We start from the raw sequence: 21040 nt of genomic DNA on the forward strand, positions 1-21040 counted from the left end.
GCGACCCTCCTAGTTGATCTTCCCCGGTGCGCGCGGTGCTTCGAGCGCGGCGGAGTCGAATGCCTTGCCGACGCTGATCACCTGGGTGGTGACCTTGTAGTCCGCATCGGCGCCGGGTGTTTGTTCCAGGACAATGAAGCCGCGGTTGGGGCGATGGTCGTTCAGAGGCTCGGAGGTGAATCCCCATTTCGTTCCGGCCGACCAGACGCACTGACGTAGTCCGGTCGGCTTGACCCATTCGTTGCAGGGCTGACCGGCAACGCTGCGTTGGGTCGGGCCTCGGAAGTCGGACAGCGCGGCGGGAGCGCTCTTCTCTACCGGCGTGCGGATCAGCGCGTCCTGCGGTGCCGCCTCGTCGGTTTTCTCGCCCGTCGCCAGATCCACCTGCTGGTAGCGGCTGGCAGTGGTGGTTTCCTGGTTGCCGGTCGTCTCCAGCCGGAACAGGCAGGTGCCACCGGCGCCGTCGTTTGCGACGTTCCAACTGGTCTCGCGGACGACCTCGGTATCACGATCGAACCAGAGTTCGTAGCGGGTCGTGCCGAGCAGTGCAACGTCCTGATCTGACAGCGGACGGCTTTGCAGTCCGCCCGCCTGGCAGTCGCGCAGCGTCGCCAAGTAGTTCTCTCGCGCTTCGTTGACGCCATTGCGGGTCATTTCCACGGTCTGCCGAACGTGGATCGGCGGCATCGAACTGCGGGTATCCTCCACGCCGTCGGCATCCACCGCCGTGGCGCTGCAGCTGCACAAGGTCAGGAGCAGTGCCCCCAAGGCACTCTTGCGGCAGCGGAGCAACGTCGACCTCATAGTGCACCGGTTCCTGCGACGACGGCCTTGATCGCGTTCGGCGTATCGACCAGGCGCGCTTGCCAGTACGGACTGAACAGATTGCCCGACTCGACCTTGTTGTCGCCGCGGCGGAACAATGCATAGTTGGGCGGCCGGTTGAAGTACACCTGCGCCGAGGACAGTGCGCTCAGCTTGCCGTTTTGCGCCTTGTTCTGCATGGCCATACGCGACCCCGCGGCGTTGCCGATGCCGACGGTCTCGCTGGTGCGCGCGTTGCGCATTTCGGTTTCCGCGTACACGCTGAACACCGGGCCGGCGTTCTCGTCGAAGATCTGGGTGCCATTGCCGGAATATGGACGCATGGCCATGTTTTTCTTGACGTCGTGATAGTCGCGAAGGCCGTTGTAGCTGGTGAAAAAAGCGTTCTTGTGCTGGCCCTTGGCGGCCCTGACGTTCGCATCGCCTTCGACCAGGCGGCTGACCAGGCGGTTCTTGCGCAGGCTGTCGCCGTAGGGGCGGTAGCGGCGCTTGTCCCAGTCGGAATACCAACCTTGACCATTGCCGAAGCCGTTGAGGAAGCGCTGGTTGCGATAGCGGTCGACTGCTTGCGCACCGCCCCAGCCCATCGGCAGATCGATGTCCACGATCGGCCAGATCTTGACGTCCATCGACATGGTGTCCAGCGCCGCCCAGCGGTTGTAGTCGACCATGTCGGTGCCGCCTGTGCTCTCGAAGTTGATCAGCCCGATGCCCACCCGATCGCCGCGGTCCTTGCTGAAATCGTCGCGCGACTGCATCACCACATTGCGGAAGCGATCGGCACCATTGCGCTGCGCCGCACTGCCTGTGCCGGTCGTGCGCGGAATCCTGTTGAAATCGAGGAACTTGCTTTCTGCGGTGAGCAACTGCTCGGCGAGCACACCTGTGCCTACTGTCCCCAGGCTCGCATTTGCCGAGTTTCGTTGCACGACATCCCTTGCGATCAGCATGCCGTCCACACGGGACACGCCTTCTATCACCGACGCCGCCGACGTGGCGAAGATGCCGTTGAGTTCGTCAAGCACGGCGATGATGCCTTGTGCGAACGGCTGAAAGGCGGTTCGAATGCCTTTCAAGATGTTTTCCGCGGTCTGGAAGGCGGTCGCGATCACTCTGAACACCGCGCCGACGTACGGGATCAGCGACAACACATTCATGGTGACGCGCATCGTGATCGTGGTCATCTGCAGCTGGTTCATCCACGAATACAGGCTGATCGTCTGTGCGATCGCCACTTCGTTGGCCACCCGCGCGCGATTCATGTAGGCAGCGAAATTGAGCGCACGCGCCTGCTGCACCGCGACGCTGTACGCGGCCGCATCGGCGGCGTTGGTGAGCTCGACTTTCTTGTTGACCGACTGCCCGCTGTCGAACAGCACGATGGCGCCGACGCATAGCACGAGGATCAGGACCAACCCCAGCACCATGGCCTGGCCGGCCATGCTGCGCTTCCCGTCCAGGCGGGGCGGCACACGTGATTTGGCAATCGCGATCGCTGCACGCATCTGCAGTTCCTTTGCCGAATGCACTTCCTACAGCGGCGTCACCGGCATGTCGGAAAATAGAGGAAGGGCCTGGGCAGCGTGACTGCCCAGGTACCTAGGACATCAAGAAACAACAGAATTACTTGTTGTTGTACGCGTCCATGCCCTTGGTCTTGTCAGCTTCCTGCTGTGCGCTGTTGGACTGGTTCTTGGCGCGGTTGATCGACTGCGTGGCGCTCTGGCCCGCCAGTTCCTTCGACATGCCCGCGACCTGGCTGCGAACGGTGCCGCCGAAGAAGGTGACAGCGGCAATCGCGGCGATCGCGATCAGGGCGGTGATGATGATGTACTCGGTCATGCCTTGACCCAGCTGCTTGCGGCCAAACCCGATGTGACGGCGATGGTTCTTCATCTGAATCCTCTCCTTGGCTCTTTCGCCCGATGACCGGCAGCACACATGCGTCCCGCGCGGCAACGTGTGGCGAGTGGGTGATGTAAGTGAAATCATTCACAGAGATGAAGCTGATCTCTGGCCCGCGGATGCATCGAACGAGAACGGATGCGGACGGCGCCAATGTAGCGTCAAGATATTGCCGTTACAAGAAAAATGGCGTTAATAAATTGACGCTAAATGGAGTGCATATCACATAATCTGTCAAATCTCAGGCACGCGACCACCGATACACAGGTCCGGCTGCGAAGTGTCGCAGCGCGCCATTTACTGAAGGAGATGACAGTTTCTGTGGTTTAAGTCAAAAATCTGTCGTGGTTGACGTCAGTTAGCCGAGGAAGGGACGTCGGCTGATCGCCGTCTTACTGCAGCGGAAGACGGTGCGGACGGCAACAGCGCCCGCGGCGCTACGCCCGCTGCGACGCGCCCGCCTACCGCCATCCTGTTAGCGCCGTTGTGGCGCAGAGCGGGCGTTACAACGCAGCCCTGGACAAAGAAGCGTACGCAGGCACGCCTGTCGGTGGCTCAGAGCTTGACCAACTCGACCCGCCGGTTACGCGCCTTGCCTTCCTCGGTGGTATTCGGCGCGATCGGCTGTTCCTGGCCGAATCCTGCCGCATGCAGGCGATCGGCGGCGATGCCGGCGCCGGTCAGGTAGGTCACGACGGCGCCAGCGCGCGCCTCGGACAGTGACTTGTTATGGGCTGCGTCGCCGCTGTTGTCGGTGTGCCCATTGACCGCCAGGCGCAAGGCGCTGTCGGATTTGAGCAACTGCAGGACCTGTTCCAGTTGGGGCTTGGAGTCCGGAAGTATCTGGGCTGCATCCGAGGCGAAGTTCACCTGGATGGCGACCTTGCCTGCACTTGCCAGTTGCTGCTGCAATGCGTCTGCGGGCAGCACCTTGGCGGTGGCCTGGAAGGGCTTGGTTTCGGTGATCAGAAGACCACCGCTGCTGGGGCCGCTGCAGACTTGGATCCAGATGTCGCGATCGGCGCGATGGATGACGAACGTATCGGTTGGCTCGTTATAGATGTCGCCGATGCCATCGACATAGGTTACCGCCGCCTTGCTGTCGCCGATGGCCTTGGCCGCATCGGCGGGAATCGGTCCGCTGGCGATGCGCTGCCCGCCCAACGATTCCACCAGCGTCTGGATATTGCGGTTCAGTTCCACACCCGAAAAAGGCTTGCCGTCGGCGGTGCCGAGCGCGGCGGCATAGACCTTGCCCTCCACCCATTCGACGCGGTCGCCGGTCCAGAACGGCGCGCGATCGAAATCGTTGCGAACAGGCGCATTTTTGGTGACGTAGCCTTCAGGCAGGCCGAGGTACGGAAAGCTGCCGAGCGGGGTCTCGGAGACAGGCATGTTGGCGGCATCGAAGCGATGCGCCGTTTCAGCGGCGGGCGCTGCCGCCGGCGCGGATGCGGTTGGCGTCGCGGCGCTCGCCGCCGGGGCGGGGACTTCGGTTGCCTGCTGCGGGTCGGTGCGTTTGCAGCCGGCAGCGGCGGCAATCAGGAGCAGGCAAGCGCTGAGAGCGGCGCGGCGCGCCGTGGGAGTGATCGCGGTCATCGGGGGTCTCGGGTGCGGACGGGGAGCGCTCAGCGCATCTCGCTCAAGAGTTGCTTGCAGATCGCTGCGTCAGGCTTGTAGGTGCCTGCGGCGTGCGCCTTCTGCATGGTTTGCTGGCCCTGCTTGTAGCCGTTGTCGAAGTCGCTGCCGAAATTCTTGACCTGTGCGTACATGCCCTGCATCACCTGCTTCTGCTTGGTCTTGTAGGCATCGATCTGCGCCTGGCTGGCGCCGCAGGCCTTGCCGTTCTCGGCGTTGCCGCCGACGATCTTGCCAAAATTGACGATCCCGTCGTCCTGAGCGTGAACCCCGCCGCTGGCGCATGCCAGCACTGCTGCCGCGATGACTGCCGTGTATCGGTTCATTCCTTGCTCCTCGTGCGGCCCGCGGCGAGCGGGCCGATGAAACCCCTGTGGCCCGGAGGATAGCAATGCCATGCGTAACGCCCAACCCCGTTTGGGGGCGCTAGCGGGGGGCGTTCAAGAAGCAAACAGGATCAGCTCCGCAACCCCACCCCACGCCGCAGCAACCACAGCGCCAGCGCCGCCAGCACCGCCACGAAGCCCAGCATCAGGCTGTAGGCCACCCACAGCGGCACGTCGCTGCTGCCGAGCAGGCCGTAGCGGAAGGCGTTGACCATGTAGAAGATCGGGTTGGCGTGGGTCGCGGCCTCGGCCCAGCCGGGCAGCAGCTTGACCGAGTAGAACACGCCGCCCAGGTAGGTCAGCGGGGTCAGGATGAAGGTCGGCACGATCGCCACGTCGTCGAACTTCTTCGCGTAGACCGCGTTGATGAAGCCGGCCAGGGAGAAGATGGTCGCGCCCAGCAGCACCGTGGTCAGCGTCACCAGCGGGTGCGGGATGCGCACCGGGGTGAAGAACATGGCGATGATCAGCACGATCACGCCGACCATCAGCCCGCGCAGCACCGCGCCGGCGACGTAGCCCCACAGGATCACCCAGTTGGGCATGGGGCTGACCAGCAGTTCCTCGACGTGGCGGCCGAACTTGGCGCCGAAGAAGCTGGAGCTGATGTTGCCGTAGCTGTTCTGGATCACGCTCATCATCACCAGGCCGGGGACGATGAACTGCATGTAGCTGTAGCCGCCCATGTCGCCCACGCGCGAGCCGATCAGGCCGCCGAAGATCAGGAAGTACAGGGTCATGGTGATCGCCGGCGGCACCAGGGTCTGGCCCCAGATGCGCAGGATGCGCTTGACCTCGCGGCGCACGATGGTGCCTAGCGCGACCCAGTTGCGCTGGGCGGGGGTGGCGTCGGAAACGGGAAGGTTGGTATCGGTCTGGGTGGTCATGGTCGTCGCCGTGGGGGCATCAGGGAGTGGCGGACGGCGTGGCCGCGCCGGTCGTGGCCGCAGCGGCGTCGCGGTGCTCGCCGGTGAGGCGCACGAACAGTTCCTCCAGGCGATTGCTCTTGGTGCGCATGGAGCGCACGCGGATGCCGGCATCGCCCAGCGCGGCGAACACGCGGTTGAGGTCCATCGCCCGCGGCATGTCCAGGTCCAGGGTATGCGCGTCCTGCGCCAGCAGGGTGGTGCCCTCGATCGCCGGCAGCTGCGCCGGCAGCTCGCCGTCGATGTCCAGCAGGAAGCCTTCCACGTCCAGCTTGGCCAGCAACGCGCGCATCGGGCCCTGCTCGACGATGCGGCCGCGGTCGATGATCGCCAGGTTGCGGCACAGGCTCTCCGCTTCCTCCAGGTAGTGCGTGGTGAGGATGATGGTGGTACCGGCGGCGTTGATCTCGCGCAGCACGCGCCACATGTCGCGGCGGATCTCGATGTCCACGCCGGCGGTGGGTTCGTCCAGGATCAGCAGGCGCGGCCGGGTCATCATCGCGCGGGCGATCATCAGCCGCCGCTTCATGCCGCCGGACAGGGTGCGGCTCATCACGTGCGCTTTTTCCCACAGGTGCGCGCGCTTGAGTTCGATCTCGGCCAGGCGCTCGGCCTCGGCGCGCGGCATGCCATAGAAGCCGGCGTAGTTGACCAGGATGTCGAAGGGCTGCTCGAACAGGTTGAAGTTGATTTCCTGCGGCACCAGGCCGATCAGGCGCATGGCCGCGCTGCGCTGCGCGCTCAGGTCGGTGCCGAACACCTCGACCTGGCCGGCGCTGAGGTTGACCAGCGAACTGATGATGCCGATCAGGGTGGACTTGCCGGCGCCGTTGGGGCCCAGCAGGGCGAAGAAGTCGCCGGGCAGGACGTCCAGCGACACGCCGTGCAGGGCTTGTACGCCGTTGTCGTAGGTCTTGCGCAGGTCGCGCACGCGCAGGGCGGGCGCCGGCGTCTGCGGGGAAGGAGCGGATGCAGGAGTCAAGGCGGGCCTTCGCGCCGCATCGACGGCGCTGGAGAAGTGCAGCCGCTATTATAGAAGACCTCGTGGGGTCGCCCCCGGCCACAGACTGTTGCATCTCCGTGCCTGCCCAATTCCCGCTGAAGCTGGTCGATCGCCACATGCTGGCTCCGGCCGTCGGCCACTACCGTTTCGTCCGCGACGACGGCCAACCCCTGCCGTTCGTGCCCGGCCAGTTCGTGCAGGTGCACTTCCACTACGCCGACGGCACCGCCACCAAGCGCAGCTACTCGCTGGCCACCCGCCACGATCCGGCGCAGCCGGCCGATGCCACGGTCGAGATCGCGGTCAGCTTCGTCGCCGGCGGCGCCGCCACGGCCTTGTTCGAGTCGCTGGAGATCGGCGGCCAGGTCTGCGCCAGCGGCCCGTACGGGCGCTTCTGCCTGCAGCCGGGCGACGCCAACCGTCGCTACCTGCTGATCGCCACCGGCACCGGCGTCACCCCGTACCGCTCGATGCTGCCGCTGCTGGAAGCGGCGATGGCCGAGCGTGGCGTGGAGGTGGTGCTGCTGCTGGGCGCGCGGACTCCGGCCGAGCTGCTGTACGGCGACGAGTTCCGCGCCTTCGCCGATGCGCATCCCGGTTTCCGCTTCGTGCCGTGCTTCTCGCGCGAGCTGCCGGAGGCGCCGCATGCCGACGTGCGGCATGGCTACGTGCAGCAGTTCCTGGACGAATTCGCGCCGCAGGCCGAGGGCGACATCGCCTACCTGTGCGGCAATCCGAACATGGTCGATGCCTGCTTCGATGCGCTGAAGGAAGCCGGCCTGCCGGTGCAGCACATCCGCCGCGAGAAGTACGTCAGCAGCAAGTAGCGGTCGCCACCGGCGCCGGACATCCGCGTACGCAGGAGCGGCTTCAGTCGCGACCGCTTTACTGTGAAGGGTCCGTCCAGGGCGAAGCCGGGTGCTCCCGAAACACCAAGCGCGCTTCGCGCCCGTACCCTCACCCCAACCCCTCTCCCGGTGGGGGAGGGGCCAATTGCATCGGCCGCCGGTGTCTTTCGGTTCTCCTGTCAAGGACGCTTGACAGGCACGCGCGCGACGCGCATTCTCCTGTCAAGCGTGCTTGACAGGAGAAAGGTCGACGCGCCAGGGCGCGGTCGCCGGAATGGCGCCGGATCGGGGACAGGCCGAACATCGGGGACAGGTCATGGGCAACTGCAAGCGCAATGCGATCGTGGTGCTGTGCGTGAGTCTGGCAGCGCTGGCGGCGGGCGCATGGCTCCCGCTCGGCGGCAGCGACTACCTGCGTGGGGTGTGCATCGGCGTCGGCATCGGCGGGCTGTTCATGGCGGTGCTGCTGTGGTGGTCGCCGGGCAGTCTGGGCGACAGCGCCCCGCGGGCGCTGGCGCGGCGCTATTACCGCGAGTTCTCTCCGCCGATGGCGGCCTATGCGGTGGTGATGCTGCTCTGGCAGCGCCTGCTCGACAGCGTCGACGCGCGGTGGCTGCGTGCGGTCATCGCGCTGCTGCCGGCCGTGCTGCTGGCGCTGGTGATCCGCGCGGTGGCGCGCTTCGTGCGCGACTCCGACGAACTGCAGCGGCGCATCGAGCTGGAGTCCATCGCCATCGCCGCGGGCCTGACCTGCGGCGGCTACATGGCCGCCGGCTTCCTGCAGGCAGCGCAGGTGATCGCGTTGCCGGCTTCGGCGGCGATGCTGTGGGTGTTCCCGGCGCTGTGCATGACCTATGGGGTGGTCAAGGTCGCGAACGCGCGCCGCTACCAATGAACAGCCGGATCCGCGAGCTGCGCGAGGCGCACGGCTGGTCGCAGGGCGAACTGGGCGAGCGGCTGGGCGTGTCGCGGCAGACCATCAATGCGCTGGAGACCGGCAAGTACGATCCGAGCCTGCCGCTGGCGTTCCGTATCGCGCGGCTGTTCGCGCACAGCATCGAACAGGTGTTCCTGTTCGACGAGGCCGAGTAAGCGCGCACGCCGTTCCACGCCCCACCGGGCCCCGACGACGCCATGTTCCGGCATGGCATTCTGCAAGCCATGAACTCAAGGATGCGAACCATGCGACACCCCTCCCGGCCGTTCGCCATCGCGGCGGCCACCCTGCTGCTCGCCGCCTGCCAGGCGGCCCAGGCACCGGCGCCGCAGACGTCCGAGCGCAGCTACGGCGCGCTGCGCTTCCACCCGTGCACGCTGACCAATCCGGTCGCCTCCAACAACGTCGCGGCGCAGTGCACGCGTATGGCGGTGGCGGAGAATCCGGCGGCGCCGAACGGCCGCAAGATCGACCTCAACATCGCCTGGCTGCCGATCACCGGGGAGGGCGGCAGCGACCCGGACCCGGTGTTCTTCCTGGCCGGCGGTCCCGGCCAGGCCGCCACCCAGGTCGCCAGCATCGTCGACATGGCGCTGCGCGAAACCCGCAAGCGCCGCGACGTGTTCCTGATCGACCAGCGCGGCACCGGCCAGTCCAATCCGCTGAGCTGCCTGGGGCCGGACGGCAAGGAGATGCCGCTGGCCGATCCGGCGCGTGCGCCCACCGCCGCCGAACTGGTCGACTATGCGCGGCGCTGCGCGCAGTCGCTGCAGGGCCGCGCCGATCCGCGCTACTACACCACCACCCAGGCGATCGGCGATCTGGATGCGGTGCGCGCCGCGCTGGGCGTGGACAAGATCAACCTGATCGGCGGCTCCTACGGCACCCGCGTCGCCCAGCAGTACGCGCGCCGCTATGCGCCGCACGTGCGCAGCGTGGTCATCGACGGGGTGGCGCCGAACGATCTGGTGGTCGGCGGCGAGTTCGCCACCACCTTCGAGGATGCGATCGCGCTGCAGGCCGAGCAATGCAAGGCCGATCCGGCCTGCGCCAAGCGCTTTCCCACCGATACCCGCGCGCAGTTGCGCGCGGTGGTGGCGCGGCTGCGCCAGGCGCCGGTGGAGGTGGACTATCGCGATCCGGCCAGCGGCGAGAGCCGCCATGACCGGGTCACCGCCGATACCGTCACCAGCCTGGCGTTCTCGTTCTCCTATGCGCCGCAGACCGCATCGCTGCTGCCGCTGGTGCTGGACGAAGCCGCCAACGGCCGCTACGGGCCGCTGATGTCGCTGGCGCGGATGATGGGCGGGCAGTTGGACGGGCAGATGAACCGCGGCATGCAGTGGTCGGTGATCTGCGCCGAGGACGCCGACCGCTATCGCGCGCCACAAACCCACGACACGCTGCTCGGCCCGGAAGTGGCGCAGATGTTCTTCGCCGCCTGCCCGGTGTGGCCGACCGGCACCCGCCCGGCCGATTTCACCGCGCCGTTTACCTCCACCCTGCCGGTGTTGCTGACCTCCGGCCAGCTGGATCCGGTGACGCCGCCGCGCTATGCGGCGCGCGTGCTGAAGAGCCTGCCCAACGGCCGCCACCTGGTGGTGCGCGGCCAGGGCCACGGCACCATGACCCTGGGCTGCATGCCCAAGCTGCTCGGCCAGTTCTTCGAAACCGCCGATGCCAAGCACCTCGATGCCACCTGCCTGGACGCGATGAGCGGCGTGCCGGCCTTCACTTCATTCAACGGATGGGAACCATGAGCTGCGCAGCGTTCGACAGGGAGGGGCAGGCATGATCGTCGCCGACAATCTGCACAAGGCATTCAAGACCCGCGCCGGCGCCGTGCAGGCCGTGCAAGGGGTCAGCTTCCAGGCCGCCGACGGCCAGATCACCGGCCTGCTCGGCCCCAACGGCGCCGGCAAGACCACCACCTTGCGCATGCTGTACACGCTGATGGCGCCGGACCAGGGCCAGGTGCGCGTGGACGGCGTCGACGTGGGCCAGGACCCGATGGCGGTGCGGCGCGCGCTGGGCGTGCTGCCGGATGCGCGCGGCGTGTACAAGCGGCTGACCGCGCGCGAGAACATCGCCTATTTCGGCGAGCTGCACGGGCTGTCGGCGGCGCGCATCGCCGAGCGCACCCGGCTGCTGTCGAAGGCGCTGGACATGGACGACATCCTCGACCGCCAGACCGAGGGCTTCAGCCAGGGCCAGCGCACCAAGACCGCGATCGCCCGCGCGCTGGTCCACGACCCGCGCAACGTGATCCTGGACGAACCCACCAACGGCCTGGACGTGATGACCACGCGGGCGCTGCGCGGGTTCCTGCGCGAACTGCGCGAGGAAGGACGCTGCGTGATCTTCTCCAGCCACATCATGCAGGAGGTGGCGGCGCTGTGCGATCGCATCGTCATCATCGCCAAGGGCACGGTGGTGGCCGCCGGCACCGCCGACGAACTGCGCGCCCTGACCTGCGAATCCAACCTGGAAGACGCCTTCGTCAAGGCGATCGGCAGCGACGAGGGACTGCACGCATGAGCCTGCTCCGTACCGTATTCACCGTGATGCGCAAGGAATTGCGCGACCTCTCGCGCGATCGCCGCACCCTGGCGTTGGCCCTGCTGCTCGGCCCGCTGCTGTACCCGGCGCTGATCCTGGGCATGGGCGCGCTGGCCGAGAGCCGCGTGCGCACCCAGATCGACAAGCCACTGGACATTCCGGTGATCGGCCGCGAACGCGCGCCGAACCTGGTCGCCTTCCTCGCCGCGCAGGGCCTGAACGCGGTCGCGCCGCCGAAGGACCTGACCGGGGCGATCCGCAGCCAGGACGTGGACCTGGCGCTGAAGATCGACGAAGACTACGCCAACGCCTGGCACGAAGGGCGCCCGGCGCTGGTGGAGATCATCAAGGACAGTACCCGCCGCGATGCCGACATCCCGACCCAGCGGGTGCAGGCAGCGTTGAGCATGTACGGCCAGCAGGTCGGCGCCTTGCGCCTGCTGGCGCGCGGCATCGACTCGCAGGTGTCGCGGCCGCTGGACGTGGCCTTGCAGGACCTGGCCACGCCCGAGGCCAAGCGCGGCGCGTTGCTGGCGATGCTGCTGCCGGTGCTGCTGACCATCACCTCGTTCATCGGCGGCGCCTACCTTATCCTCGACGCCACCGCCGGCGAACGCGAGCGGCAATCGCTGGAGCCGCTGCTGGCCACGCCGGCCTCGCGCAGCGCCATCGTCAGCGGCAAGATCGCCGCGGCCTGCATGGTCGGCCTGGTGTCGCTGCTGCTGACCCTGCTCGCGTTCAAGCTCAGCGCGCAGGTGGCCAGCGGCATCGGCCGCCAGCTCAACGTCGGCTTCGTGGCGATGCTGCAGATGCTGTTCGTGCTGTTGCCGATGCTGTTCATCGGCACCTCGCTGCTGACCTACCTGGCGGCGTCGGCCAAGAGCATGAAGGAGGCGCAGAGCCACATGACCTGGCTGATGCTGCTGCCGATGCTGCCCGGCTATGCGTTGATGGTGTATCCGCTGAAGACCACGCTGTGGCAGTTCGCGGTGCCGTTCCTGGCGCAGAACCAGATGCTGATGAAGATCATCCGCCGCGAGGCGATCGATCCGCAGATCTGGGCGGTGTACCTGTTGACCGGCTTCGGCCTGGCCGCGCTGTTGTGGCTGGCGGCGGTGCGCCGCTACCGGCAGGAGCAGTTGGCGATCTCCAGTTGAGCAGGCGGCAGCGCGCGGACGGTCCGCGCGCTGCCCGGCCGTCGTGACCGAGGCGCGCGCAGGGACGGCGCGCGTGATGCACACTCGCTGCGTGCAGCGGACGTGTCCGTCTTGCTGCCGCTTCCTCCGCAGCGAGCCCATGCATGTCCCCAGACCCACACGATGCCCGAGCAAGGACGGCTGCCGGCGCCAGGCGCCTGCTGGAACTGGGCGAGGCGTGCATCCTGCAGCCGGGCAGCCTGCGCTGGCTGAGGGCGGTGGCCTGGGCGATCGCGTTGCTGGCATTGATGGTGGTCGTGGCGACGGCGGTACCGGTGCTGTGTGCCAGGCTGTTGCCGACGGGCGCGGAGCGCGTCGCGCCGTATGCCACTGCATTGACGGCCGCCCTCTTCTACGCAGTGGCGGTCCGCCTGGGCGAGCGCCGCTGGCCAGCGGAACTCGCCTGGCGCGCGGCGCCATCGCAATTGGCCTTGGGGCTGCTGCTGGGCGCGGCGATGTTCGCGGCGGTGATGGCGCTCATGGCGGCGTTCGGCGTGTACGCGATCCGCTGGACCGGACCCGCGCCGGCGTGGGGTGCGCTCGGCAAGGCGCTGCAGGCCGGTATGGTCGAAGAGCTGATGTTGCGTGCGATCCTGTTGCGCCTGCTGTGGCGCGCGTTCGGGCCATGGCCGGCGTTCGCGCTGTCGGCGGCGCTGTTTGGCCTGGCCCATCTCGGCAATCCGAACGCGAGCGTGTTCGCCGCGCTGTGCATCGCGGTGGAGGCGGGCGTCATGCTGGGCGCCTTCTACGTGCTCACCGGCCGGCTCTGGGTCTCCATCGGTGTGCATGCGGCCTGGAACTTCACCCAGGGCTATCTGTTCGGCGCGGCGGTGTCGGGGACCGACATGGGGCCGGCGATCGCGCGCAGCACGGCGCACGCCGGGGTGCCGGAATGGCTGAGCGGTGGCGCGTTCGGACCGGAGGCTTCGCTGCCGGGTCTGCTGGTGTGTACGGTGGTGGGCGCGATCGCGACCTGGGTGGCTTGGCGCAAGGGGCGCTTCGGCGCGTCGGTGCGCAGCGCGGGCATGACCCCGACGTCCTGACCGGTTTGATCGAAGCGTTGCGGTCGGCGCCGTGTTGCGCCTGGGCGCTGGCTGCGTGCCCGGCGGCTGCCGGGCACGCGCGTGATGTTGCGCGGCTCAGCCGCCGGGATTGAACGCCAGCGTACGGCGGGTGGTCACCGGTGCGCCGACCGGCTCGAAGCGCCAGCGCTTGGTGGCGTTCAGCGCCTCGCGGTCGAACACCCGCGGCGGCGTGGCGCGCAGCACGCGGGCGTTGGTGACCGCACCATCGGTGCCGACGGTGATCTCCACCAGCACCTCGCCGGCGGTGCCCGAGCGCAGCGCCTCGGGCGGATAGCGCGGGGCCGGGGTGCTGATCGGGCGCAGGGTCTGTGCCGTGGCGGCGGCCGGTGCGGCCGCGGGTGCCGCGGCAGGTGTCGGCGTCGGTTGCGCGGCGGGCGTGGCGGGGCGGGCGGCGGCCTGGCGTTCGGCTTCCTGGCGCGCGCTCTCGCGGCGCGCGGCCTCCTGCTGCGCGGCGATCTGCTGCGCCGCCTGCGCCTCGCTGGCCTGCTGCTGCGCCTGCTTCTGCTGCTCGGCCGCCAGCTTGGCCTTCTGCTCGGCGTCCTTCTTGGCCTTGTCGGTCTCGTCCTGGCTACGCTGGGCCACGGCTTGCATGCCCTTGCTGATGCCCTGCTTGAGTCGCGGCAGGGCGGGCGCCTGCGGGTCCATCTTCTCGATCAGGCCGACCAGGCGCTGGGCTTCCGGAAAATCCTCGCGGGCGATGCTCTGTTCGGCGGCGATCAGCGTGTACGGCATCAGGTCGGTCAGCGCGCTCTTGACCCCGGCGTCGTCGGGCTGCTTGTCGCGCAGCGCCAGGTAGTACTCGACCGCGTTGTTGCCGGCCGGTGCGTACATGCGGTTCTCGCGCAGCGCCTGGCTGGCCGAATCGTGCAGCTGTTCGGTGCCCATCGACTGCACCTTGGCCGAGACCGCCGGCGTTGCCGGCGCATTCGCGGCGGCCGTGGCCGGTGCGGCGGCGGGTGCGCTCTCGTCCTGCTTGGAGCAGGCCGCCAGCGCGGCCAGCAACAGGACGGGCGCGAGACGGCGCGCCTTGGCGAGTGTGGTGAGTTGCGACATGCGTCCCCCTGAATCCCCGATGTTGGCAATCAACGATGCGACGGCGGTGCGTTCGCGGCGGCTGCGGCCCCCATGCCGCCAGCGCACCCCATCGGCCAATCTAGCATCCCCGGCCGCCGGGTGCGTGGCAGCCACGGCCATGCGGCAAAAAGCGTGACGCTGCGCGTGCCGGTCAATGCGCCGGCCGCGCCGGCGCGGACGCGGACATGATCCGGTCGGTCCAGGCGATGCCGATCGCCGACAGGATGAAAATGCCATGGATGACGGTCTGCCACAGCACGCCGGTGGCGGTCAGCGTCGCGCAGCTCTTCAGGTCCACCGTGCCCGCGGCGCTGGCCAACTGCTCCGGCGAGCACATCGGCATGCCGCCGAGCGCGCCCACCGCGATGAAGGTCTTGAGCAGGTGGATCGAGGAGATGCCGATGATCGACAGCGCCAGCTTGACCTTGAGCACGCTGGCGTTGACGTGGCTCAGCCACTCCGGCTGGTCCGGGTGGCCTTCCAGGCCCAGCCGCGACACGAAGGTCTCGTAGCCGCCGACGATCACCATCACCAGCAGGTTGGAGATCATCACCACGTCGATCAGGCCCAGCACGATCAGCATGATCTGCTGTTCGCCCAGGCTCGGCGCCTCGTGGATCAGGTGCCACAGTTCCTTGCCGAACAGGAACACGTACACGCCCTGGGCCACGATCAGCCCCAGGTACAGCGGCAGCTGCAGCCAGCGCGAGGCGAAGATCAGGTTGGACAGGGGGTGCAGGCGAGGCCGCTCGGGAGTCATGGCGTGGTCTGGAATGCTGCGTTGCGGGAGCGGCCAGGGTACCCGGCCGGCGGTGACGCTGCCAAGCCGGAGGGCGCCGCTACACTCGAGTTCCCCTGTCCAGGACCGCCGCCATGATCGATCTGTACTACTGGCCCACCCCCAACGGCCACAAGATCACCCTGTTCCTCGAGGAAGCCGGGCTGGACTACACGCTCAAGCCGGTCAACATCGGCGCCGGCGAGCAGTTCGCGCCCGCCTTCCTGGCGATCTCGCCGAACAACAAGATGCCGGCCATCGTCGACCATGCCCCGGCCGACGGCGGCGCCCCGCAGAGCGTGTTCGAATCCGGCGCGATCCTGCTGTACCTGGCCGAGAAGACCGGCCGCTTCCTGCCGGCCGATCCGCGCGGGCGCGTGGTCGCGCTGGAATGGCTGTTCTGGCAGATGGCCGGCCTCGGCCCGATGACCGGGCAGATGGGCCACTTCAACGTCTACGCGCCGGAGAAGATCGGCTATGCGATCGAGCGCTACGGCAACGAGGTGCGGCGCCTGCACGGCGTGCTGGACAAGCGCCTGGCGCACAGCGCCTATCTGGCCGGCGACGCCTACGGCATCGCCGACATGGCCAGCTACCCGTGGATCGAGGTGTATCCCGGCCTGACCCCCGACTACGCCGCGTTCCCGCATCTCAAGCGCTGGCACGAGGCCATCGCCGCGCGCCCGGCCACCCAGCGCGCCTACGCCTTGAAGGAGCAGGTGAACCCGAACGCGGGCAAGCCGCTCAGCGAGGAAGCGCGCAAGCACCTGTTCGGGCAGCGCTGAGCCGGCGCGCTTCTCAAATCCCGGGCGCACGCGCATCATCCGTGCGCTCGGTGCTCCATCAGGAACCTTCATGCGCTCTTTGTTCGCCGCTCTCGCCCTCATGCTCGCCACGCCCGTCCTTCCCGCCCACGCCGAGAAACTGACCCTGGAGGCCATCACCGGCAGCAAGCCGCTGTCCGGGCCGACCCTGATGAAGCCCAAGGTGGCGCCGGACGGCTCGCGGGTGACCTTCCTGCGCGGCAAGGACAGCGACCGCAACCAGCTGGACCTGTGGGAGTACGACATCGCCAGCGGCCAGACCCGCATGCTGGTGGATTCCAAGCTGGTGCTGCCCGGCACCGAGACGCTGAGCGACGAGGAGAAGGCGCGCCGCGAGCGCCAGCGCATCGCCGCCTACACCGGCATCGTCGAATACCAGTGGGCGCCGGATGCGCATGCGCTGCTGTTCCCGCTCGGCGGCGAGCTGTACCTGTACGACCTGAGCAAGACCGGCAGCGCCGCGGTGCGCAAGCTCACCCACGGCGAAGGCTTCGTCACCGACCCGAAGATCTCGCCCAAGGGCGGCTACGTCAGTTTCGTGCGCGGGCGCAACCTGTGGGTGATCGACCTGGCCAGCGGCCAGCAGCACCAGCTCACCCGCGACGGCAGCGAGACCATCGGCAACGGCGTGGCCGAGTTCGTCGCCGACGAGGAAATGGACCGCCACACCGGCTACTGGTGGGCGCCGGACGATTCGGCGATCGCCTTCGCCCGCATCGACGAAACCGAAGTGCCCGTGCAGAAGCGCCCGGAGGTCTACGCCGACCATACCGAGGTGGTCGAACAGCGCTATCCGCAGGCCGGCCAGCCCAACGTCAAGGTGCAGCTGGGCGTGATCGCGCCGCGTGCCGGCGCGCAGCCGCAGTGGGTCGACCTGGGCAAGAATCCGGACATCTACCTGGCGCGGGTGGACTGGCGCGATCCGCAACGGCTGACCTTCCAGCGCCAGTCGCGCGACCAGAAGCGCCTGGACCTGATCGAGGCGACCCTGGCCACCGGCAAGCAGCGCGTGCTGATCACCGAGACCAGCCCGACCTGGGTGCCGCTCACCTACGACCTGCATTTCCTCAAGGACGGACGCTTCGTCTGGGGCTCCGAGCGCAGCGGCTACGAACACCTGTACCTGGCCTCGGAAGACGGCCGCACGCTGCGCCCGCTGACCCAGGGCCAGTGGGTGGTGGACGAACTGCTGGCGGTGGACGAGGCCGCCGGCAAGGTCTATTTCTCCGCGACCAAGGCCTCGCCGACCCAGACCCAGCTCTACGCGGTGCCGTTGGCCGGCGGCGCCATCGAGCAGCTGTCCAAGCCCAACGGCACGCATGCCGCCAGCTTCGCCAAGAACGCCAGTGTGTACGTCGACAGCTGGTCCAACACCACCACCCCGCCGCAGATCGAGCTGTTCCGCGCCAATGGCGAAAAGATCGCCACCCTGCTGGTCAACGACCTGGCCGATCCGCAGCATCCCTATGCCGCCTACCGCGCCGCGCAGCGCCCGGTCGAGTTCGGCACCATGACCGCCGCCGACGGCAAGACCCAGCTGCACTACCGGTTGATGAAGCCGGACGGCTTCGATCCGGCCAAGCGCTACCCGGTGGTGGTCTACGTCTACGGCGGCCCGGCCGCGCAGACCGTGGTCGATAGCTGGCCCGGCCGCGGCGATGCGCTGTTCGACCAGTACCTGGCCCAGCACGGCTATGTGGTGTTCTCGCTGGACAACCGCGGCACGCCACGCCGTGGCCGCGATTTCGGCGGGGCGCTGTACCAGCACCAGGGCACCGTGGAAGTGGACGACCAGCTGCGCGGCGTGGCCTGGCTGAAGGCGCAGCCGTGGGTGGATCCGGCGCGGATCGGCGTGTACGGCTGGTCCAACGGCGGCTACATGACCCTGATGCTGCTGTCCAAGCACAGCGAGGCCTATGCCTGCGGCGCCGCAGGCGCGCCGGTCACCGATTGGGGCCTGTACGACAGCCACTACACCGAGCGCTACATGAACCTGCCCAAGGCCAATCCCGACGGCTATCGCGACAGCCGCGTGGCCGCGCACCTGGACGGGTTGACCTCGCAATTGCTGCTGCTGCACGGTATGGCCGACGACAACGTGCTGTTCACCAATTCCACCTCGCTGATGAGCGAGCTGCAGAAGCGCGGCAAGCTGTTCGAGCTGATGACCTATCCGGGCGCCAAGCACGGGCTGTCCGGCAGCAACGCACTGCATCGCTATCGCACCACCGAAGCGTTCCTGGCACGCTGCCTGAAGCCCTGAGCGCCCCGTTTCGTTTTGCACGACAAGGAGTGACGCAATGTCGAGTCCGCCGCCGCTGCCCGGGACGCCCGGCCCCACCTCGGCCATGGCGTCGCCAGCGGCCAAGCGCGGCTGGTGGGCGCGGCACTGGAAATGGGCGGTGCCGCTGATCGCGCTGGTGCTCGGCGCGCTGCTGCTAGCCTCGATCGCGGTGTTCGTGCTCGGCCTCGCGCGCGTCACCAAGGCGTCCGAGCCGTACCGGGTCGGCGTGATGGCCGCACAACACGATCCACGGGTGGCGGCCGCGCTGGGTGCGCCGATCAAGGACGGCATCATGCCCAGCGGCAGCATCAGCACCAGCGGCGCCGGCAACGGCAATGCCAGCTTGAGCGTGTCGCTGCACGGCAGCCGCGCCAACGGCACCCTGTACATCGAAGCCGAGCGTCATGCGGGCGAGTGGCACTACACCACCTTGCAGGTGCTGCCGGATGCCGGCGAGGCGATCCCGCTGCTCGATGCGCTCGGGCAGGACGCCGCCGACGACGACGAAGAGGCGGACGGCATGGTGATCGATGCGCCGCCGATGCCCGCGGCGGACGCGGACAACGCCATGCCGGCCGAAGCCGACGCTACGCAGTAGGCGGGCCGCGAACGTTCTGCCGCCCACCGCGTTGTGGAGCGTCCATGTGCGGCGTCCATGGGCGTGCACCATCGCACCGCCGAGGGTCTGACGCGATGCGCCCACGCTGCGCTACCGCACGCGCATTGCGGCGGTCGCCGCGCAGGCCCACCGGCATGCTGCACCGCCGCGTGGTGACGGCCATGACCTCCGGCAGATGGCCGATCCGCATGCGCCGCGTACGGTCCCCGCATTGTCCTGTCGGAGCTGCGCCATGAAGCCACGTGTCCTCGCCATCGCCCTGACCTTGGCGTTGACGGTGCCTTCGCCGTTCCCGGCGCTGGCGGCGGCCGCGCCGACCGCCAGTGCGGCCACGCGCGCGCCGGCCTGGGTGGAGCGCAGCAATGCGTTCGCGCAGATCCTGCTGCAGGCGCAGGCGCCGTTCCAGGCCGAGGAAGTGAGCTTCTTCGGCGTGCCCGGATTCGACGACCAGGTCTCCGATCTCGGCCCGGACAACGCGCGGCGTTTCCGCGAGGCCACCGCCGCCGCGCGCCGCACGCTGCAGGAAAAGCTCCAGGTGGAGCGCGATCCGAACGTGCGCCAGGATCTGGCGATCCTGATCCACGCCGCCGATCAGTCCATCGAGGGCAGCACGCTCGACGAGCGCCTGCTGCTGCCATGGATGGACGCGCCGCAGCACGTCTTCGGCGGGATCAACAACCTGTTGTCCGAACAGGTCCCGGCGGCGCGCCGCGCCAAGGCGCTGGCGCGGCTGCAGCGCTACGTAGGACTGGCGCCGGGCAGCACCTCCACCCTGCTGCTGGCGCGGCAACGCTACGAAGAGAAGCGCGCCGACGGCAGCCTGCTGCAGCCGACCAGGCGCGAGGTCGAGCAGGCCTTGAGCAACGTCGACACCTACGCCAAGGGCATTCGCGCGCTGTTCGCCGAGTACAGGATCGCCGGTGCGGATGCGGCACTGGCGGCGATGGACCAGCAGTTCCGGGACTACGCCACCTGGACGCGCACGGTGGTGCTGCCGCAGGCGCGCGCGGATGCGCGCCTGCCGCCCGAGCTGTACGCGTTCCGGCTCAAGCAGGTCGGCATCGACATCGCGCCGCAGGTGCTGATGCAGCGCGCGCAGCTGGAGTTCATGGAAACCCGCGCGGCGATGCAGCAGCTGGCGCCGCTGGTGGCCGCCGCCAAGGGACTGCGCGGCGACGATGCGCGCGACTACCGCACGGTGCTGCGCGCGCTCAAGCGCGACACCATCCCCGACGACAAGCTCGAAGCGCACTACCGCAGCGTCATCGACCGCATCGACCCGATCATCCGCCAACAGCGCATCGTCGACGTGCCGCAACGGCCGATGCAGATGCGCCTGGGCTCGCCGGCCGAAAGCGCCGCGCAACCGGCGCCGCATTTCCGCCCGGCGCCGCTGGTCGGCAACACCGGCGAGCAGGGCACCTTCGTGCTGCCGCTGGGCAATCCCGACAGCGCCGGCAAGGGCGAGCACTACGACGATTTCAACTTCGGCGCGGCGGCGTGGACGCTGAGCGCGCACGAGGGCCGGCCCGGCCACGAACTGCAGTTCACCGCCATGGTCGAGCGCGGCGTGTCGCTGGCGCGCAGCCTGTACGCGTTCAATTCGGTCAACGTCGAAGGCTGGGCGCTGTACGCTGAGGCCGAGATGGTGCCGTACGAACCGCTGGACGGGCAGCTGATCGCCTTGCAGTTCCGCCTGCTGCGCGCGGCGCGCGCCATGCTCGACCCGATGCTCAATCTCGGCCTGATCGACCGCGAGCGTGCGCGCCTGGTGCTGGAGAACGAGGTCGGCCTGTCGCCGGCGATGGCGCGGCAGGAACTGGACCGCTACATGGTGCGCGCGCCCGGCCAGGCCGGCAGCTACTTCTACGGCTACAGCCGCATCCTGGAGCTGCGCATGCGCACCGAACTGGCGCTGGGGGCGAAGTTCGACCGGCTGAAATTCAATAACTTCCTGCTCGACCAAGGGCTGCTGCCCCCGGACCAGCTGGCCGCGGCGGTGGACGAGGAGTTCGTGCCTTCGCAGCGCAGGTGACCGGACGGTTAGCCATGCGCGCCGCTGCGCCCGGAGAGCGCGGCGGCACCGTCGGTGCGGAGCAATGATCCGTGGGAAGACGTTGGGGCCGTTGCGGTCCCGTCCAGTCGCTGGCGTT

20 protein-coding genes are annotated in these 21040 nt (G+C 68.2%); 11 read left to right on the forward strand and 9 right to left on the reverse strand.

Features of this window, described 5'->3' with window-relative positions; all coding sequences use genetic code 11:
* Nucleotides 1-9: 9 nt before the first annotated feature.
* From NKJ47_RS02385 to NKJ47_RS02415, 7 genes are all read right to left on the reverse strand, one after another.
* Entirely contained in the window at nucleotides 10-804 is a 795-nt protein-coding gene (locus NKJ47_RS02385; protein WP_254459964.1) for a hypothetical protein, read from the reverse strand.
* Entirely contained in the window at nucleotides 801-2330 is a 1530-nt protein-coding gene (locus tag NKJ47_RS02390; protein ID WP_254459965.1) for a pilus assembly protein TadG-related protein, read from the reverse strand. Before NKJ47_RS02390 ends, NKJ47_RS02385 begins: the two co-directional genes overlap by 4 nt.
* Nucleotides 2331-2448: 118 nt before the next feature.
* Nucleotides 2449-2721, reverse strand: coding sequence for a pilus assembly protein (locus tag NKJ47_RS02395; protein WP_152236810.1), 273 nt, complete (start codon nucleotides 2719-2721; stop codon nucleotides 2449-2451).
* Nucleotides 2722-3285: 564 nt separating this feature from the next.
* Nucleotides 3286-4329, reverse strand: coding sequence for an OmpA family protein (locus NKJ47_RS02400; RefSeq protein WP_254459966.1), 1044 nt, complete (start codon nucleotides 4327-4329; stop codon nucleotides 3286-3288).
* 29 nt (nucleotides 4330-4358) lie between these two features.
* Nucleotides 4359-4694 (reverse strand): hypothetical protein, encoded by a 336-nt coding sequence (locus NKJ47_RS02405; RefSeq protein WP_254459967.1) that lies wholly within the window; start codon nucleotides 4692-4694, stop codon nucleotides 4359-4361.
* Between the two features lie 131 nt (nucleotides 4695-4825).
* Entirely contained in the window at nucleotides 4826-5641 is an 816-nt protein-coding gene (locus tag NKJ47_RS02410) for an ABC transporter permease (protein ID WP_254459968.1), read from the reverse strand.
* 19 nt (nucleotides 5642-5660) lie between these two features.
* Nucleotides 5661-6662, reverse strand: coding sequence for an ABC transporter ATP-binding protein (locus tag NKJ47_RS02415; protein ID WP_254459969.1), 1002 nt, complete (start codon nucleotides 6660-6662; stop codon nucleotides 5661-5663).
* 137 nt (nucleotides 6663-6799) lie between these two features.
* Between NKJ47_RS02415 and NKJ47_RS02420 the strand changes: the two genes are divergently transcribed.
* From NKJ47_RS02420 to NKJ47_RS02450, 7 genes are all read left to right on the forward strand, one after another.
* On the forward strand, nucleotides 6800-7510 hold the full coding sequence (locus NKJ47_RS02420; RefSeq protein WP_254461315.1) for an FAD-binding oxidoreductase: 711 nt from the start codon (nucleotides 6800-6802) through the stop codon (nucleotides 7508-7510).
* 337 nt (nucleotides 7511-7847) lie between these two features.
* The gene (locus NKJ47_RS02425; protein ID WP_254459970.1) at nucleotides 7848-8426 is read left to right on the forward strand and encodes a hypothetical protein; all 579 of its coding nucleotides are present in this window, start codon (nucleotides 7848-7850) and stop codon (nucleotides 8424-8426) included.
* Nucleotides 8423-8623, forward strand: coding sequence for a helix-turn-helix transcriptional regulator (locus tag NKJ47_RS02430; RefSeq protein WP_010340539.1), 201 nt, complete (start codon nucleotides 8423-8425; stop codon nucleotides 8621-8623). Before NKJ47_RS02425 ends, NKJ47_RS02430 begins: the two co-directional genes overlap by 4 nt.
* A 90-nt stretch (nucleotides 8624-8713) precedes the next feature.
* Entirely contained in the window at nucleotides 8714-10228 is a 1515-nt protein-coding gene (locus NKJ47_RS02435; RefSeq protein WP_254459971.1) for an alpha/beta hydrolase, read from the forward strand.
* A gap of 31 nt (nucleotides 10229-10259) precedes the next feature.
* A complete protein-coding gene (locus NKJ47_RS02440) occupies nucleotides 10260-11006 on the forward strand; it encodes an ATP-binding cassette domain-containing protein (protein WP_254459972.1) in 747 nt (248 codons plus the stop codon).
* Complete coding sequence (locus NKJ47_RS02445) at nucleotides 11003-12184, forward strand: ABC transporter permease (protein WP_254459973.1); 1182 nt, start codon at nucleotides 11003-11005, stop codon at nucleotides 12182-12184. The genes NKJ47_RS02440 and NKJ47_RS02445 overlap by 4 nt, the downstream gene beginning before the upstream one ends.
* A gap of 143 nt (nucleotides 12185-12327) precedes the next feature.
* Entirely contained in the window at nucleotides 12328-13266 is a 939-nt protein-coding gene (locus NKJ47_RS02450; RefSeq protein WP_254459974.1) for a CPBP family intramembrane glutamic endopeptidase, read from the forward strand.
* A gap of 96 nt (nucleotides 13267-13362) precedes the next feature.
* Here the strand turns inward: NKJ47_RS02450 and NKJ47_RS02455 are convergent, their stop codons facing one another.
* Both NKJ47_RS02455 and NKJ47_RS02460 read right to left on the reverse strand, forming a co-directional pair.
* On the reverse strand, nucleotides 13363-14361 hold the full coding sequence (locus NKJ47_RS02455) for an energy transducer TonB (RefSeq protein WP_254459975.1): 999 nt from the start codon (nucleotides 14359-14361) through the stop codon (nucleotides 13363-13365).
* 172 nt (nucleotides 14362-14533) lie between these two features.
* A complete protein-coding gene (locus NKJ47_RS02460) occupies nucleotides 14534-15142 on the reverse strand; it encodes a TIGR00645 family protein (RefSeq protein ID WP_254459976.1) in 609 nt (202 codons plus the stop codon).
* Between the two features lie 113 nt (nucleotides 15143-15255).
* On the opposite strand from NKJ47_RS02460, the gene NKJ47_RS02465 reads away from it, so the two are divergent.
* The 4 genes from NKJ47_RS02465 (at nucleotide 15256) to NKJ47_RS02480 (ending at nucleotide 20922) form a co-directional block, all read left to right on the forward strand.
* Entirely contained in the window at nucleotides 15256-15945 is a 690-nt protein-coding gene (locus NKJ47_RS02465; RefSeq protein WP_254459977.1) for a glutathione binding-like protein, read from the forward strand.
* A gap of 70 nt (nucleotides 15946-16015) precedes the next feature.
* Nucleotides 16016-18247, forward strand: coding sequence for a S9 family peptidase (locus NKJ47_RS02470; protein WP_254459978.1), 2232 nt, complete (start codon nucleotides 16016-16018; stop codon nucleotides 18245-18247).
* Nucleotides 18248-18284: 37 nt separating this feature from the next.
* Nucleotides 18285-18866, forward strand: a complete 582-nt coding sequence (locus NKJ47_RS02475) for a cytochrome c oxidase assembly factor Coa1 family protein (protein WP_254459979.1) — start codon at nucleotides 18285-18287, stop codon at nucleotides 18864-18866.
* 253 nt (nucleotides 18867-19119) lie between these two features.
* Nucleotides 19120-20922 (forward strand): DUF885 domain-containing protein, encoded by a 1803-nt coding sequence (locus NKJ47_RS02480; RefSeq protein ID WP_254459980.1) that lies wholly within the window; start codon nucleotides 19120-19122, stop codon nucleotides 20920-20922.
* Nucleotides 20923-21040 lie beyond the last annotated feature (118 nt).

This window comes from Xanthomonas sacchari, assembly GCF_024266585.1.
GTDB lineage: Bacteria > Pseudomonadota > Gammaproteobacteria > Xanthomonadales > Xanthomonadaceae > Xanthomonas_A > Xanthomonas_A sacchari_C.